The following is a 14,539-nucleotide window of genomic DNA, read 5'->3' on the forward strand; positions in this document are numbered from 1 at the left end:
AATGTGCGGGCGACTCTCGCAATACAGCGGCATTCATGACTTCGTTGCCGCATTGAACATGCCCAACGCGCTCGTCAACCACATCGGGGATTTGCCGCTCGAACGCTACAACGCAGCTCCCACCACTCAGCTTGCGCTCTTTCACCAGGAGGAAGGGTTTCTGCATGCGAACATGGTGCGCTGGGGTTGGCGGCCTCATTGGGCGAAAGATCGTGCAGCCCCAATCAATGCTCGGGTAGAGAAAGTCGCGCACGGCCCATTCTTTCGTGCCATCTGGCCGCATCGAGCTATCGTCGCGATCAATAACTGGTTCGAGTGGGTAGATGAAGGAGGGCCTAAAAAGCAGCCGTACTTGATTCGCCACCGGGACCGGGCGCCAATTCTGTGCGCTGCAATTGGGCAATATCCAAGCGTTGGGCGAGAACCCAGCGAGCACGACGGCTTCGTGATCATCACCGCCGACAGTGCCGGCGGTATGGTGGATATCCATGATCGGCGGCCAGTAGCGCTTTCGTCTGAGCTGGCGCGTGAATGGCTCAATCCAGCAACACCCAAAGAACACGCTGAAGAGATGGTGCTGCACCAGGGTGAAGTTACAGATTTTTTTGAGTGGTTCAGGATAGAAGCTGCCATCGGAAATGTTCGCAATCAGGGTCAAAATTTAATCAAGCCGATGAGCGATTCCATCTAAAGGTTTCTTGCCATACCTACGCTCTATCGCTCAATAACATCAACACTCTGCTGCGATGCCGTTTCATTATTTCGTTATTTCGTTATTTCGTTATTTCGTTATTTCGTTAATAAATTAATTCGTTAATTCGTTAATTCACTGACACGCCATTTCTCCATTCCGATACGAATCCGACCAATTAAGCATCTGCATAACGTAAATACGTAAATACGTAAATACGTTTGAGCGCCGAAGGTACAAAAGTCCTTTTGTCCTTTTGTCCTTTTTCCCTTTTGTAATTTTTCACTTTTGTACATCTCATTCCTACCAGAACACCGCCAAAGCCCGCCAGCCGGGCATTGCGCAAGGGGCGCAACCGACACCAGTTGTGTAAGTTGCGCAACTCTTGGAAAGGAGAAGCCACCGATAAAATATTGCACAAAGGTATTGACGAAAGTTCATCACCACCCATAACCTAAAGACCAACAGCCCATTACCTTAGACATACGTGCGCCAAAAATCACAAAACTTAGCTCACACATCGAAAAGAGGAACTCCTCTGATCCGATCACGCTCACGTCCAATGACGAGGGCCAACCACAACAGACTAGAGTCCATCATAAATTCACAGGACCTTCACAATGAAATGGCTTGCCTTGGTAATTGCGATGTCTAACCTTCTTATAACTCTGCGAAGAATATGGGAGATTCTGCGATCGTGATTTTCTTGTTTTCAGACAAACCTCGCCGTGAACTCAGAAAAGGCCACCTAGATCAGCGGGCTCCCAGTTCATGATTACCAGCTCGCCACTGACTTCAGCCTTCCCCTGTCGCTGGTTGGTCGTGGTGTAGCGAATGTCCAGTGTCTCGAAGTGAAAGCCCTCGAACACGCGGCGGATGTCCGGATGGTCGTTGATGCTGACCATTACCTTGCCTTTGCAGCGGCGCATGAAGTCGGCCATTCGCTCGTAGTTTTCGAACGGAAAGTCAACGCCATAGCCGGCGGTCTGCCAGTAAGGCGGATCCATGTAATGGAAAGTATGGGCGCGGTCGTAACGTTCAGCGCATTCAAGCCAGGGAAGATTTTCGACGTAGGTACCGGACAGGCGCTGCCAAGCGGCCGAGAGGTTTTCCTCGATCCGCAGTAGGTTGATGGCCGGTGCGGTGGTCGCTGTGCCGAACGTCTGACCGGAGACCTTGCCAGCGAAGGCATGATGCTGCAGGTAGAAGAATCGAGCGGCGCGCTGGATGTCGGTGAGGGTTTCCGGGCGTGTCATTTTCTGCCATTCGAACACCTGCCGTGAGCTGAGCGCCCATTTAAATTGGCGCACAAATTCTTCGAGGTGGTTCTGCACGACGCGGTAAAGCGTGACCAGGTCGCCGTTGATGTCGTTCAGGACTTCGACCGGCGATGGTTGGGGCTTCATGAAGTAGAGCGCGGCACCGCCGGCAAAGACTTCGACGTAGCATTCATGTGGCGGAAAAAGCGGAATGAGGCGATCGGCCAGGCGGCGTTTGCCGCCCATCCAAGGGATGATGGGTGTAGACATTGAAAGCAAGACCTTTACTGTATGGATAAACAGGTGCTAGGCTCGCCGCGCTTTGTGCACGGAGCAAGAGCCTTGGCTGGACTTGCAGGGACAGTCTGCAGGGACGGCGGTCGATCCGGATGTTGACGCATCTGGACCGACCGCTCTTTTTCACTTCGGTGTTGAGACTTCTTTGGCGTATTCCTGACAGGCCGCGAGGGCAATCAGCCCCCGGTCGCCGGCGTCGGTGATGCCGATAATTCGCCGAGCATGCGCTGGGTCAAGTTCGGCTCTTGCGGGGCCATGAACCACGCCGCCGGCGCTGGCAGGGGCTGACAACCCGTCACAACGGCCGGCTGCGCTGCCGGCGTTGAGTAGGACTGACAGCCTGACATCAGCAGTGGCAAGGCGATCAGACAGGCGTTGCTGAGCTGTTTGCGCATCGGATAAATCCTTGTAGTGGGTTTGGTCGTTATCTTTCAGGCGCTGCTCTAGCGCCAGGCGCTTGTCCTGCTCGATCACCAGCGCGCCCACCGTCGCCTCGGCGGCAGCCCGGGCCACGTCGGCGGACTGGCGGGCCTGCTCGGCCAGCGCGTTACCGTAACGCCAGTCCTGTATCGTCCAACTGCCGGCAGCGCCGGCGCCGGCGATCGCCAGCAGTACCAGGGCGATCGCCCAGGGCCGCACCGGTGCCGGGATCAGATCGAGGATTGACATAGCACCGCCTTGGCCTTGGCCCACAGCTCGCGGCGATCGGCCAGGCCGACGTCGCCCCCGTTGATTTTCCGGCTGATACCGTCGAACAGGCCGGCGTCCGCCAGATCGTTAAGGCCTCGATCCCACCAGTACCACGCCGCCGACAGCGCGGCATATTCGGGCTGCTCCAGCAGCTCGGGCCGATCGAGCAGTGGCAGGCCCAGCGCCTTGCCGCACAGGCGGTAGTTGTCGCGGCCGGTGATCTGGATCAGGCCGCGCCCTCGATAGCGGTAGCCATCGCCCGACGCCTCGGGACCGTTGCCCATGCGATTGGCATAGACGCGGTTGGCCAGCTTTTCCGAGTTGCACAGATAAGCCTTTGCGGCCTCGATCTCGGCCGGATCTGCCCGGCCGTTACGGTTGTCATCAAAACCCGACTTGAACAAGCGCGCGACGCGCTCGGCGTCCCGGTAGTAGAGGCTTTCCGACAACTTGGTCAGGTGCTGCGACTCGTGCCCGCACTGGGCGATAAACGCCGCCTCGCGCACCGGCGAGGTAATGCGAAACCGCGCCATGGCCGTGACCAGCGCAGACACAAAAACGCCCGCGACTGGGCGGGCGTTGGGGAGGATCTGCAGCAATTGCTGCTGAGTGATCGGCATACAAACTCCCGGCACAAAAAAGCCGCTCAAGGCGGCGGGATGGGGTGCGCTCTTGCGCTATTTGAGGCTCACGACCTTGACCGGCTTGGCGGGCTTTTTGCCCTTCTTGCCTTTGGCTTTGGCCTTGCCATTCTTGCCGCCGTTGCACTCGACAACGGTGGTCCAGCCGGCTTGGGTGTAGGTCTGCTGCACCGACTCGGCCAGATACTCGCCATCGAGCCCGACCTTGAAGCCCTGGGCGATGATCGATCGTTCGGCAAACAGGTCGGTACGCCCGGCCATTTCCAGCCGCACGCCGGCCGTGGATCGGTTGAACGCCGCCAGACGGGCTTTGGCCGCTGCCTCGGCCGCCGTCTTGTTCGGGTGAATATGGCGATCGGTATGCACCGCCGGCAGGCCGGCCGGGGCGTCGTCGTTCTCCAGCGACACCACGGCAAGCTTGCCGGTCTTCTGGTCCTGATGCTTGGCCCCGACCGCCTTGTGGCTGCTGCGATCGCCAAGGTTGAACTGCCAGCGGCCGACGTCTTCGCGCGTGATCACGATCGGCGCAAAGGCCTTGCCGCTCGCACTCTGCCCGCCCTGACGCGGCATCACCAGCAGCTTACCGTCGGCGACCTTGGCCGTGCAGTCGTACTGCTTGGCCAACCGCGTGATGAAATTAAAATCGGACTCGCTGAGCTGATCGGCGCGCACTACTTTCGTGTTGACCGGGCACACCGGCGACCAGCCGTTGCGGGCAGCGACGTCGGCGACGATCTTAGACAGCGGCACGTTTTCCCAGCTACCGCTCCGAATGGTTTTGCCGCTGCCGCGCATGTCGCTGGCCTTGCCCTTGATCACGATCGTATCCGGCGGACCGGACACCGTGATGTCATCAACCACGTAGCGGCCCAGCCGGGCCAGCGACGTCTCCAGATAGCCCAAATAGACCTCGATCCCCGCGCCCCGGGGCGGCAGCACCACCAGCCCGTCACGGTCATCAATGCGCAATTCGAACTCGTCGGACTCCATCCCGACTTTGTCGGTGACACTCAACTGAATCAGGCGATCGTTAAGCAGCGCCGTGATGTCGTTGCCATCGGCAACAATGCGGAAGCGGGGGGTCATGGATTGTTTCCAAAAGAAAGCCCGCACAGGGCGGGCCAAGGATCGAAGCGTTACGCGTAACGCGAGAGGGCGCCGGCGGCGTGTCCGGACGGGATCAGTCCCACAAGGTCACGGCCTCGGTGACCGGGTGCGGCAGATCCGGCAACACGATCACCACGCCGGCGCGGTAGGGCTGTTCCTCGTCGGCCAACCCCTGATTGGCGCCCAGCACGGCCTCGACGCTGCCATTCAAGTGCCCGTAAAAGTTGTGACAGATGGTATCGAGCAGATCCCCGTCAGACGTTCTGCATGTCGTCGCCATAGCGGACAAACTCCAAGGTAAAGGCCTGTTTGCGCGGAATGCCGCCGGCCATCAGCGAGCTTTGTTCCTCGTCGACGCTCTTGAGGCACCACGTTCCCAGGACGTCGCCATAGCCGGTGGTCAAGGTCAGTGGCTGAAGCTGGGCGCCCAGCGTGCGCAGCGTGTCGAGCTGCTTTAAGCCGCCTTTGAAGCCCGGAAAGATCACCCCCTTGAGCGTGATTTTCTCGTCGCCCATGCCTACGCCCTGCTGCGCCGGCCGGCGCCCCAAACGCTCTTGCGAGGCCCAGCGGAATTCGGTCGAGCGGCGTAGCTCGTCAAACGCAGCGGTGTCGAGGTTGAACGTGTACTGCGGCGCCTTCGGGTCCTGCGGCTGAATGATCAGCAAGTGCGGGAACGGCTTCACCGCCTCCGGCGCCGGAGTCTGATCCGTGGCAAAGGCACCGGTGGGCACGATGTTGGCCAACGCCGGGCTGGCCTTGCCGGCGATCTTGTTGATGGCCGTGGCGGCGCGGCCGGCCTGTTCCTTCAGCACCCCCAGCCGCTCGTCGATCTGCGCCACCGCGCGCGTGGCCGTGCCGTACATCGACACCAACCGCCCGACTTGCGCCTGGGCGGCATTGATCCCGCGCATGGCACGCTGAAGCTTGGCCCCGATCGCCGGACCGACAAGGGGCAAGCCCTCCAGCTCGAACGCGGCGCCGGTGATTTCTCCGATCGCGCCATTAACCGGCGCCATCATGCCGTCAAGGCTGCGCCGGCCCGTCTCCCCGGCCGAGGCCAAGTATTTAATCCCCGACTGTAACTGCCCCAATGCTTCCATAAATCCCCCTGATCACACATGCGCGGCATCGAACAGATTGCGGCTTTCCTGCTGCTTGGCCATGTCGCGGTAATACTGATCGAGCTGCGGTTTGATCTGCGCGAACAGTTGATTGCCGTCCTTGACGTCACCGTTGACCGTCAGCGAGAACGGCGCATTGATCGCCACGTTGGACTCGACCTTTGGCGCCGGCGTACTGGCCGGCGCTACCTTGGCCAACGGCCCCAGCTTGGCGTCGGCACTGGCTTCGGGAAGCATCATCGAGCGGCCCACATCGCCGGGCTTTGCCAAGTCGCTGGCCACTGGCGCAGCGCCGGGCGCGGCCATCATCAACGGCGTAGCCGGCTTGGCGAATGACTTGGCGATATCGCCCATCACCGGCGCAATGTCCTTGCCGGCGTTGGCCATCATCAACGGCCCGGCGTCCGGCATTTTCTTCGCGGCGTCATCGGCACCGAACAGCGATTTGCCGACGAAGCCGCCCAGGGAGTCGCCGCCCATGTTGCCCAGCACGCCGCCGATCAAGGCGCCAATCGCCGTACCGATCACCGGCACCACCGAGCCGATCGCGGCACCGGCCGCCGCACCGGCGAGCGTGCCCGCCAAACCGCCGGCCGCTGAGCCGTAGCCCTCGGCCTTCTCGTCCTGAGTCTCGGCGTTCTGATAGGTGTCATAGGCCTTGTAACCAGCATCAGCCACAGCCAGAACCGCCGTACCTTTGACCGCTGACCCGATGCCCATCCCTCGGCCGAAACCGCGACCGCCCTTGCCTTTCCCTTTGCCGCCCTTGTCCTTCTTGCCGTCGCCGGCATCGACGTCGGCACCGTCCAGACTGCCACCCGCACCGCCGGCCGGTAAGTTGGTAACAATCACCTTTTGCGGGATGTTCGGGTTACCCATCATCGAACCACGGCCGATGTTCATCAGCCCCTTGGCCATCTTGAGGCCGCTCATGGCCGTCGACAGCCCAAGGATGCCGGCAGTGGCCAGCCCGATCGCAGACACCAGTCGCGGCGACTCGTCGGACAGCTTGGCCAGCCCGCGCGCGACAGAACCGATCCCGTCTACCACGGCATCCGTCACCGGGCGCATGGCGTCGCCGATCGCGCGCATCGAGTCGTCGAGGCTCTGCACCATTTCCGACTGTTTCTGCGCCGACGACTGCCGGCGCTCTTCCAGGTTCTTATCCAGAATCCCGGTCGCGCTGGCCGATTCCTTTTTCAGCTTGTCGTACAGGTCTTTGTTCTGCATGTACGCGGTCAAGGCGCCCTTGACCTGCATGTCCGCGAACAGGTCACCGGTACGCAACGCCGATTCCAGCGAGGCGATCATGGCCTTGGCTTTCTCGGGGTCGGATTCCTTGCTGATTGCGGCCGTCGCCTTGGCCATTTCGGCGGCCTTCTTGGGGTCGGTCGCCTCAATGTATTTTTGGGCCAGCGCAAAGCTGGACTCCAAGGTGGACTTGCCGTTTTGCAGCCCCGTATTCATCGAAGCCTGATAGTCGATGCCGGCCTTTTCGTAGGCCTTCACCGTATCTCCGGAACCGATTTTTTCCATCCAGTTCTTGAGGTTGTTCGCCGCCTCGTCGGAACCGCCGGCTGTCTTCATTTGTACCTGAAGCATCGAACCCAGTTGCGTCACCGAGTCCATGCCGGTAATGCCTAGCTTGCCCATGCCCGCGAGCAGTTCAGGGAACCAGCGCGCCATGTCGGCCGCTTCAAAGCTGCCCGCCTGCCCTTGATAGGCGATCGCCTCAAGCGCCTTTTGCATCATTTCGGGGTCGGTGATCTTGGCGTTTTGCCCCAGGGCATTGATCATCCGGGCGGTTTCGGTGCCATCCGAACCCTGCCCCACAGCGAACTTGGCCGCCGTCGGTGCGTAGGCCAGCGCCTTGTCCAGCTCCATGCCAGCACCCACCAGGGCGTTGACTACTTCGGCCACCTGATTGCGCGCCATGCCGGTATCGCGTGACGTGTCGATCACGGTCTTGGACAGTGTCGCCTCTTCGGGCGTGTTGGCAATGTTGGCCTTGATCGCAATGTCACGAATGATCGCGCCGTAGTCCGCGCTGATCTTTGTCGGGATGGCCATCAGCGCCGTGGCGGCCGTTGCCTGCCCGATACTGCTGCGCATCTGCTGCTTGCCTTCGTCAAGCTGCATATGCCCCTTGGCCTTCAGCTCGGCGCCCTGCGCAATCTTGCCCATTTGGGTGTAGGCCTTGCCGAGGTTGCGAACCTCAACGCCCTGCTTTTTCAGCGCGGCCAAGTTGGCTTCCAGCTTCTTGCGCAGATCCTCGGCGCCCTTCTCGCCGGCCATGTGCGCCTTTCGAAACTCGGCTTGCAGGCGCATGGTTTCGCCAATGGTCTTTTCGAGGACCCGGGCCTTTTTGCCGGTTTCTTCCAGCTTCTTGATACGGCCGGTGGCGTCCTTGAACGCCGCTCCCAGCGTCGAACTGACAGCCCCGCCAATCACCAGACCGAGCGCTAGTTTCTTGCTCATGTGCGTGCCCTATGTTCGCCGAGTTAAAAGCGGCTCAATCCCTGAGCCACCACAGCATCCGGTCAAAGGGCATGGCCTCAATCTCGGCGGCAGAGAAACCCGTCTCTCTCGCCAAGGTCTTGGCCGCTACCCGTTGGGTCTCGGTGTTAAAGCTCGTCCTCTTCGACCAGGCGAAAATAGCCAGCCTGCAAGCGGTTGTAATTCCGCTGAGTCAGGGCAGCAATTTCCTTTTCGGTCGCACCCAGCAGGCTGCACAGAATGTTGATTTCGATCTGCTCGTAATCACCCTTGGCCGTAGCAGTCGCGGCACGCGTATCACGCACCGTCGGCGCCCGCATGGTCAGCTTGTCGACCTTGATGCCGCCGAACTCGGCGGCCCCCTTCAAGGTGATGATTGCGCTGTCATCACTCACGGCCAGCCACGACGGCAATTTCTGTTCTGCGTTTTCTTGAGTCATTTTCTATTTCCTTACAGGCCGAGGGCCGAGCGTTCGGCGGCCAACTGGTCTACACCATCGACAACCATGATCATTGCGAGCGGGTCGATCTCGTACATCAGGCGACCGTCGATTTCGAGCTTGTAATACGTGAGCTTCACGGCGTGCTTGATTTCGCCCACGGTGGACGGCTTCCAGTCGCCCATGTCCACCTCTTTCACGCCGCCGCGCATGGTGACGATCACCGGCGTAATGCGGCCTTTCAGATCCGCGAAGGCGCCGCGAAACGTCAGGCTCGTGGCCGTCTGGTCAGCCAGACCAAAGAACTTCAGCGACTCGCGGCGCACGCCGTTGGTGGTAAAGGCCGATTCGATCTTTTCCATGCCCACAGCAAACTCGATCGGGGCGAACATGCCGCCGCCCTGATAGTCCTCGGTTTTCAGGGTCAGTTTCGGCAGCGTCAGCGTAGGCACGTCGCCGGAGAAACTGACGCCGTCCACAAACAGGTTCATGTTCTTCAGAACTTGAGGAATCATCGGTAAGCCCCCTTAGGCTTCAAGCACTTCGGTCAGCCACTCGTTGGTGACCTCAATCAGGAAATTCGGGTTTTCGGCCGGCGGCACGTCGGTGAAACGGATGCGCCAATAAACCTTGCCCTGTTCGAGCTGGCTGGCCGTGTTCATTTCGGTGTCCGGGTAGACTTCAAAGTTGATGATCGCGCCGGCGTTCTTCTGGTCGCGCATGAACGCTTGCAGACCCTCGGTCACGTCCTTGACGTAGGTTTTGGTGATCGAGCGGTCGACCGCCCATTTGTGGCCCGCCTGGATCGCATCCATGAGGATGTCGCAGGTACGAACGCGGGTGACAAACGACCACTTCGGATCGCTCGACAGGGTGCGGTTGCCCCACAGGCGATAGCCGCCGTCACGAATGATCGTGCTGACATTGGCGTTGTTTAGCAGGTTGGCCCGGCAGGTTTCGTCGCCGTCCAGGTACTCGATCGGGCGACTGGTGCCGGTGATGCCGACAAACTCTTTGTTCGACGGCGAAGCCCAGTAGCCGTAAGTCGCATCGGTCCACGCGAACAGGCCCGCCACCCAGGCAGAACCCGGGGCGTCGATCGTCGCGCTGGTCACGGTGTCCCAATACTGCACACCCGGATCAACCAGATACACGCGCTTGCTGCCGAACTCCTGGGCGTAGGCCAGCACCGCCTCGTCGGTCGTGTTCGGGCCGTCGATGATCGCGATCGCGCGCAGCTTGGCGGCCAGTGCGTCCATGGCGGTCGCCACGGCCTGAGTGGCCGAGTGCTTCGGTGCGATCAGCAACTTGGGTTGCGCGTTGTGCTTGCTCTTACCGTCCAACAGCGCTTGCAGGCCGGTACGCTGGCCACCGGCCAGAACGCCGCCGATGATCGCTGAGGTTTGCAGCGCGGCATCTTCCAACAAAGGCACACCGACGGCGACGATCACCGCCTTGGCGCGCACGTAGATCGCCTGAGCGGCCTTGGTGATCGCCGAATCTGCACCGAAAGCGGCGATCGCCTCGCGCTCGGACGTGAGCAGAACCAGTTCGCCGGCCTTGGCCGTGCCGCCACCGACAACGCCCGGCTTGAAGGTGTCGCAAAGACCGATAATCGAGGACGACGGCAGCGAGATAGTGCGCGCACCGGTATCAATCAGCGTGGTCGTCACGCCGTGAAAAAAAGAACCTGCCATATGGGTCAATCTCCAGAAACGAAAAAGCCCCGCATAAGCGAGGCTGTGAGGGTGTTCGTGTTACGCGTAACGGAAAAGAAAACGCCCCGTCAGTGCGGGGCGTCTATTGCAGCTCGGCCGGATCTGGCGGCAAGGAATCCGGCCAGCCTTGCGTCAGCATGTCGTCGTGATACTCGCCGGCCTCGATCGCGCGCAACAGCGTCAGCTCGCGGTCAAAGCAGGCTTGAACGTGCGCCCGCACGGCCTTGGCGATCGTGATGATTTGCGCCGATCCAATCTCGACAAAACCCGTCACCGTCTTGAAGTTGCAGCGATATTCAGGATCGAGGACGGCGGACAATCCGGTACTGGCAATCAGCGCCTGGCTGTCGCGGGTCGTTTCGATTTGCAGGCCGTCGACGCTGACGCCAGTTGCCTCACGCCTGTAACGCTCAACGGCGACAAGCTGGGCATAGTCCGGCACTACTTCGGCGAATGGCTCTTTTACCACTTCACCGTCGACCAACCGCCAAACGCCATCGTTCTCCACAGCCGTCTTCAAAAACAGATCTTCGGAGACTTGCAGCGCTGTGCTCGGAATTCGCTCACCATGAACCTCCGTGCAATATCGGCCCGCAATCTGTGCATCCGGCCCAAAAAATAAATACTTCATAGCTGCCCCTTTAAGTTACCGGCCGAATGCAAGCCATGCATATTGGGCCGTGGCCGGCCCTAGATTTCGAATTGTGACATTCGCTAACGTCACGCCTTTGACCTGAGCGATGTAAGTGCTGCCCACTGCATTGTCCGTCGCTGTATTAGCGTAGGTAAAAAACACAACCGGTAGTGCCGTCCCAAGGAAGGTGACCGGGAAATTTTGAACAGCATTGACGCCAGATCCGATATGTCCCGTTACCCCCCATTGAATCGTGAAGCCCCCGAGCCACGACGGGAAAACGACATAACCTAAATTATTCACGATACTGATAGAGAAACCCCATCGCATTTTCTTCGGGGTCACGATAGTAGCGTCATCGGTGCCGGCATCGGTTTGCGCCTGCGTGGCGATCTTGGCCGTACCCAGCTTGACTTCCGTGGCTTGCGTCGCCAGTGCGGCGAGCGCTGCGATGTCGATGTTTCCCTGATTGATTGGCGCGTTCCACGCCTTAATGCACCAGACCACCGTCATGTTGCGGGGCCGGGTTTCTATTTCTGCGCCCGCGCTGTAAGTACGGGGGGTCCCTAACGTGGTAAAGGTAGGGTTATCCCCGGCGGTTCGCGCAAGCCAGTCAACGGGACTGTCTTTTAGTACAGAGGTCGGGTTGATTCCCGCAGGATCAGACGCCTGATTGCCGCCACTCTCTGTCGGCAGATAATGGAAGTGAGTTTTCAGAGCATCAGCCTGAAAGCTGCCGATCACACGACCCGCATCAACACCGCGCCCATGATCCCAACCGCGCAGGAACTCACCTCGAGTTTCCGGCAGGCGGAAATTGCCGGCGCCCTCGTCTCCCTTGTTGAACGCAGTGCCGAGGAACGCCGCCAGATCGGGATAGACAGCGATGCTCTTAACGCTGCCGTCCAGTTCCAGAAACCCGGGCGCCACTTTATCCAGCGGAAACGCCACTGTGGCACCCACCGGCAGCGCCGATGCCTGGGCAATCATCGCCTCGATTTCGGCCTTGGTGTAGCTGTCCTTGATGCCCATACCGGCGAGCGTTTCCGGATTGTCACCCGATACAATAATCCCGCGATCGTTGACCTTGACCCGCGTGAATTCGCCCGGCGTCTTGTTCTTCGGCAGCACTTCCAGAATAGCCGCGTCGACGTAGGCACGCGAGGCCAGCACAACCGCCGGGTCAATCTTGAGCTGAATGTTGCCGGTGCTGGTGACAATGAAGTTCATCCGCACGATTTGCGTGCGGCCCGAGCCTTGCGACAGCAGCGGCTTGAAGCTTGGCGCGCAGTTGGCCACCGCCACCAGATCGCCGTCCGCATCGTAGAGGCCGATTTCGCGGATCCACTTACCGCCCTCGTCGGCCGGTATGATCTGCTCGGCGATGATCACCGCCGGGTTGACCGGGTCAATCTTCAGTTGATTGAGCGGCTTGCGGCGCCACTCGTTGATCAGCTTGGTTTGACTGGCCGACGGCACTGGATTCGGCGGATCCGCCAGCCCGTTCGGGTTGGCATCACCCACGCCCAATTGCGTGATCAGCCAGGGAATGCCGAGCGCGTCGGCGTTCGCTTGCTTGTTCATCCCCACATTCGTAAGGATCGCGAAAAACTGCGAATTCGCATCAATCATAATAAACGTCCAGGGTGTCTATGGTGTGTTCGCGGCCGACCACGCCAAAGCTGCCAGTGACCTCGATGTCACGCATGACGGGCGGGTAAACGTCGATTTCGTCGCCTTCGTAGAGGGACACGGCGATATTCAAATCGCCTTGGGTTTCCAGGCTGATCGCCAGTCCGGTCAGATGCCGGGTGACGGGCTTGGCGTCGTCAATCAGGCGCTCAAGCTCCTTGTACATTTCCTCAGTGATGCCGGTATCGAGAACCCCGACCTTCAGCGCGAAGGTGCCCGGCACGCCCTCGGGCACGGTCTTGAACCACTCGACAATCTCGATCAGATAGCCCAGCGGCTCGACCACGCGGCGCAGCGCGCCGATCGTGCCCTTGTGCTTGTGGATATAGAACGACGCCCTGATGGCCGCGCGCTTGGTCGCCTCGGACCATCGGTAATCCCAGCGATCGACCGACCATGCCCACGCCAGATGCGGGAGCAGCTCGACGGGGCAGGTGTCGGGGTTGTACAGGGTGCGCAGCGGGACAATTGTGCGATCGTAGAAAGCCGCCTCGATTGCCCGTTCCAGAGGCGTGCTATTGCTCGGCAGCAGGCTTTTCATGTCGCCCCCGCCATTGTTACCTCGTAACCCGCGCACCACGCCGCTTGCGCCTTGGTAGGCGCCAGATCCTGCCAGCCCACTAGCTCAACCCGGGAAACGCCGGCAATGTGCAACTGAGCGTCCACAGCCGAGCGCGCCACCTCAACCCCCAGCCGCTTGCGTGGATTGATCCACGCGGCAAGCCGGCGTTTAGCCTCGGTCAAACTGGCGTCACCCTCCGGGCCAGCGCTGCTCATGTGCAGGATGGCGTCGATTCGGTATTCAAGGATTTCGGCGCTTTGCACCGTGACCCGATCGCCGACCGGCCGGGTGTCCTCGTCATCCAAAGCCAGCCGGACAACGTCCAATAACTCGGCGCTGGCTTCGCCTTTCCCTTCAGTGCTCAGCACCGTTACCGTAACGTGGCAAGGCTTGGGGCTTTCCGCCGAAGCGTCGGCCACCAGACCCGAGGCGTTACGCGTGTGCAGGATGTAGCTGTTACGCGGCCCCGCCGTGGTCAGCCCCTCATAAGCCAGTTGAATACGCTCCCGGTAAGGGCCGTCCTCTTCCAGCACTTCAGGCACTGGCGGCGTGGCCGTCAGTGCCTCGGCCTGAATCACCAGGCGCGGCAGATTGACGTTGCCGCCAAGCTGATCGAGGTCACTCTTGATCGCGTAGGCCAGCAGCAGCGCCTTGGCCCCGTCGTTGACCCGGGCGCGGTTGCCGAGCTTGTTATAGGCCCCGACTTCCAGCAGCTTGACCACCGGATCTGATTCAAGGTTGGCCGTCCAGTTGTCGCCCATGCTCCCGCGAAACATGCTCAAGCTGTCTTCAAAGGTTTGTTCGAAGTCCAGCGGCTCCAGCACGTCCGGCGCCGGCAGCGCGGACAAATCCAAGATACTCATGCGCTCACCTCGGCCAGAAAGTCGTCGCCCAAGTATTCGCCGGCAACAACCAAATCAATTTTTCCGCCCAGCACCGACCGCACCTTGACGCTCGTGAGCTTCACGCGCGGCTCGAATCGCTCCAGCGCGCGAGCGGCCTCAGCCTGCACCGAACTGATCCAGCCGGCGTTAACCGGCAAATCCACATAGGTGCGTAGCTTGCTGCCGTAGTCGGGCCGCTCCCGGCGACTGCCCAACGGGGTGCTGAGAATGTCGCCGATGGACTGAATAACGCTGTCGATGCCGGTAATGGGCTGGCCGGTGTGGCGATCCATTCCGATCATCTGCG

At 60.4% G+C, this 14,539-nt stretch carries 17 protein-coding genes; 1 reads left to right on the forward strand and 16 read right to left on the reverse strand.

Annotated elements, in window-relative coordinates:
• Position 1 precedes the first annotated feature (1 nt).
• The gene (locus HU727_RS15405; RefSeq protein ID WP_186533101.1) at positions 2 to 691 is read left to right on the forward strand and encodes an SOS response-associated peptidase family protein; all 690 of its coding nucleotides are present in this window, start codon (positions 2 to 4) and stop codon (positions 689 to 691) included.
• 178 nt (positions 692 to 869) lie between these two features.
• Here the strand turns inward: HU727_RS15405 and HU727_RS15410 are convergent, their stop codons facing one another.
• The 16 genes from HU727_RS15410 to HU727_RS15485 all read right to left on the reverse strand — a co-directional run bounded on the left by HU727_RS15410 (position 870) and on the right by HU727_RS15485 (position 14,534).
• On the reverse strand, positions 870 to 1,142 hold the full coding sequence (locus HU727_RS15410; protein ID WP_186533102.1) for a hypothetical protein: 273 nt from the start codon (positions 1,140 to 1,142) through the stop codon (positions 870 to 872).
• A gap of 283 nt (positions 1,143 to 1,425) precedes the next feature.
• Positions 1,426 to 2,220, reverse strand: a complete 795-nt coding sequence (locus HU727_RS15415) for a DNA adenine methylase (protein WP_186533103.1) — start codon at positions 2,218 to 2,220, stop codon at positions 1,426 to 1,428.
• A gap of 150 nt (positions 2,221 to 2,370) precedes the next feature.
• On the reverse strand, positions 2,371 to 2,916 hold the full coding sequence (locus tag HU727_RS15420) for a lysis system spanin subunit (protein WP_186533104.1): 546 nt from the start codon (positions 2,914 to 2,916) through the stop codon (positions 2,371 to 2,373).
• Positions 2,898 to 3,557: a glycoside hydrolase family 19 protein gene (locus HU727_RS15425; protein ID WP_186533105.1), complete on the reverse strand. Its 660-nt coding sequence runs from the start codon at positions 3,555 to 3,557 to the stop codon at positions 2,898 to 2,900. The genes HU727_RS15420 and HU727_RS15425 overlap by 19 nt, the downstream gene beginning before the upstream one ends.
• A 57-nt stretch (positions 3,558 to 3,614) precedes the next feature.
• Positions 3,615 to 4,664 carry a phage late control D family protein gene (locus tag HU727_RS15430; protein ID WP_186533106.1) on the reverse strand — a complete coding sequence of 350 codons (1,050 nt, stop codon included), beginning with the start codon at positions 4,662 to 4,664 and terminating at the stop codon, positions 3,615 to 3,617.
• Between the two features lie 94 nt (positions 4,665 to 4,758).
• On the reverse strand, positions 4,759 to 4,965 hold the full coding sequence (locus HU727_RS15435; protein WP_095180626.1) for a tail protein X: 207 nt from the start codon (positions 4,963 to 4,965) through the stop codon (positions 4,759 to 4,761).
• The gene (locus tag HU727_RS15440; protein WP_186533107.1) at positions 4,940 to 5,785 is read right to left on the reverse strand and encodes a phage tail protein; all 846 of its coding nucleotides are present in this window, start codon (positions 5,783 to 5,785) and stop codon (positions 4,940 to 4,942) included. The genes HU727_RS15435 and HU727_RS15440 overlap by 26 nt, the downstream gene beginning before the upstream one ends.
• Positions 5,786 to 5,797: 12 nt before the next feature.
• On the reverse strand, positions 5,798 to 8,284 hold the full coding sequence (locus HU727_RS15445) for a phage tail tape measure protein (protein ID WP_186533108.1): 2,487 nt from the start codon (positions 8,282 to 8,284) through the stop codon (positions 5,798 to 5,800).
• A 146-nt stretch (positions 8,285 to 8,430) separates the two neighbouring features.
• Positions 8,431 to 8,742: a phage tail assembly protein gene (locus HU727_RS15450; protein WP_186533109.1), complete on the reverse strand. Its 312-nt coding sequence runs from the start codon at positions 8,740 to 8,742 to the stop codon at positions 8,431 to 8,433.
• An 11-nt stretch (positions 8,743 to 8,753) separates the two neighbouring features.
• Complete coding sequence (locus tag HU727_RS15455; protein WP_136493833.1) at positions 8,754 to 9,257, reverse strand: phage major tail tube protein; 504 nt, start codon at positions 9,255 to 9,257, stop codon at positions 8,754 to 8,756.
• Positions 9,258 to 9,269: 12 nt separating this feature from the next.
• Entirely contained in the window at positions 9,270 to 10,439 is a 1,170-nt protein-coding gene (locus tag HU727_RS15460; RefSeq protein WP_186533110.1) for a phage tail sheath subtilisin-like domain-containing protein, read from the reverse strand.
• Positions 10,440 to 10,542: 103 nt separating this feature from the next.
• Positions 10,543 to 11,091: a DUF4376 domain-containing protein gene (locus HU727_RS15465; RefSeq protein ID WP_186533111.1), complete on the reverse strand. Its 549-nt coding sequence runs from the start codon at positions 11,089 to 11,091 to the stop codon at positions 10,543 to 10,545.
• Between the two features lie 15 nt (positions 11,092 to 11,106).
• Positions 11,107 to 12,726: a phage tail protein gene (locus HU727_RS15470; RefSeq protein WP_186533112.1), complete on the reverse strand. Its 1,620-nt coding sequence runs from the start codon at positions 12,724 to 12,726 to the stop codon at positions 11,107 to 11,109.
• Positions 12,719 to 13,327: a phage tail protein I gene (locus HU727_RS15475; protein ID WP_186533113.1), complete on the reverse strand. Its 609-nt coding sequence runs from the start codon at positions 13,325 to 13,327 to the stop codon at positions 12,719 to 12,721. The genes HU727_RS15470 and HU727_RS15475 overlap by 8 nt, the downstream gene beginning before the upstream one ends.
• The gene (locus HU727_RS15480) at positions 13,324 to 14,211 is read right to left on the reverse strand and encodes a baseplate assembly protein (RefSeq protein WP_186533114.1); all 888 of its coding nucleotides are present in this window, start codon (positions 14,209 to 14,211) and stop codon (positions 13,324 to 13,326) included. The genes HU727_RS15475 and HU727_RS15480 overlap by 4 nt, the downstream gene beginning before the upstream one ends.
• The gene (locus HU727_RS15485) at positions 14,208 to 14,534 is read right to left on the reverse strand and encodes a GPW/gp25 family protein (RefSeq protein WP_186533115.1); all 327 of its coding nucleotides are present in this window, start codon (positions 14,532 to 14,534) and stop codon (positions 14,208 to 14,210) included. Before HU727_RS15485 ends, HU727_RS15480 begins: the two co-directional genes overlap by 4 nt.
• Between the last annotated feature and the right edge of the window lie 5 nt (positions 14,535 to 14,539).

The sequence above is a fragment of the Pseudomonas khorasanensis genome, assembly GCF_014268505.2.
Lineage (GTDB): Bacteria > Pseudomonadota > Gammaproteobacteria > Pseudomonadales > Pseudomonadaceae > Aquipseudomonas > Aquipseudomonas khorasanensis.

Excerpts from the sequence above, each read along its gene's own strand:
- HU727_RS15405 (WP_186533101.1), top strand. The coding sequence starts at position 2 with ATGTGCGGGCGACTCTCGCAATACAGCGGCATTCATGACTTCGTTGCC.
- HU727_RS15410 (WP_186533102.1), bottom strand. The coding sequence starts at position 1,142 with ATGGGTGGTGATGAACTTTCGTCAATACCTTTGTGCAATATTTTATCG.
- HU727_RS15415 (WP_186533103.1), bottom strand. The coding sequence starts at position 2,220 with ATGTCTACACCCATCATCCCTTGGATGGGCGGCAAACGCCGCCTGGCC.
- HU727_RS15420 (WP_186533104.1), bottom strand. The coding sequence starts at position 2,916 with ATGTCAATCCTCGATCTGATCCCGGCACCGGTGCGGCCCTGGGCGATC.
- HU727_RS15425 (WP_186533105.1), bottom strand. The coding sequence starts at position 3,557 with ATGCCGATCACTCAGCAGCAATTGCTGCAGATCCTCCCCAACGCCCGC.
- HU727_RS15430 (WP_186533106.1), bottom strand. The coding sequence starts at position 4,664 with ATGACCCCCCGCTTCCGCATTGTTGCCGATGGCAACGACATCACGGCG.
- HU727_RS15435 (WP_095180626.1), bottom strand. The coding sequence starts at position 4,965 with ATGGCGACGACATGCAGAACGTCTGACGGGGATCTGCTCGATACCATC.
- HU727_RS15440 (WP_186533107.1), bottom strand. The coding sequence starts at position 5,785 with ATGGAAGCATTGGGGCAGTTACAGTCGGGGATTAAATACTTGGCCTCG.
- HU727_RS15445 (WP_186533108.1), bottom strand. The coding sequence starts at position 8,284 with ATGAGCAAGAAACTAGCGCTCGGTCTGGTGATTGGCGGGGCTGTCAGT.
- HU727_RS15450 (WP_186533109.1), bottom strand. The coding sequence starts at position 8,742 with ATGACTCAAGAAAACGCAGAACAGAAATTGCCGTCGTGGCTGGCCGTG.
- HU727_RS15455 (WP_136493833.1), bottom strand. The coding sequence starts at position 9,257 with ATGATTCCTCAAGTTCTGAAGAACATGAACCTGTTTGTGGACGGCGTC.
- HU727_RS15460 (WP_186533110.1), bottom strand. The coding sequence starts at position 10,439 with ATGGCAGGTTCTTTTTTTCACGGCGTGACGACCACGCTGATTGATACC.
- HU727_RS15465 (WP_186533111.1), bottom strand. The coding sequence starts at position 11,091 with ATGAAGTATTTATTTTTTGGGCCGGATGCACAGATTGCGGGCCGATAT.
- HU727_RS15470 (WP_186533112.1), bottom strand. The coding sequence starts at position 12,726 with ATGATTGATGCGAATTCGCAGTTTTTCGCGATCCTTACGAATGTGGGG.
- HU727_RS15475 (WP_186533113.1), bottom strand. The coding sequence starts at position 13,327 with ATGAAAAGCCTGCTGCCGAGCAATAGCACGCCTCTGGAACGGGCAATC.
- HU727_RS15480 (WP_186533114.1), bottom strand. The coding sequence starts at position 14,211 with ATGAGTATCTTGGATTTGTCCGCGCTGCCGGCGCCGGACGTGCTGGAG.
- HU727_RS15485 (WP_186533115.1), bottom strand. The coding sequence starts at position 14,534 with ATGATCGGAATGGATCGCCACACCGGCCAGCCCATTACCGGCATCGAC.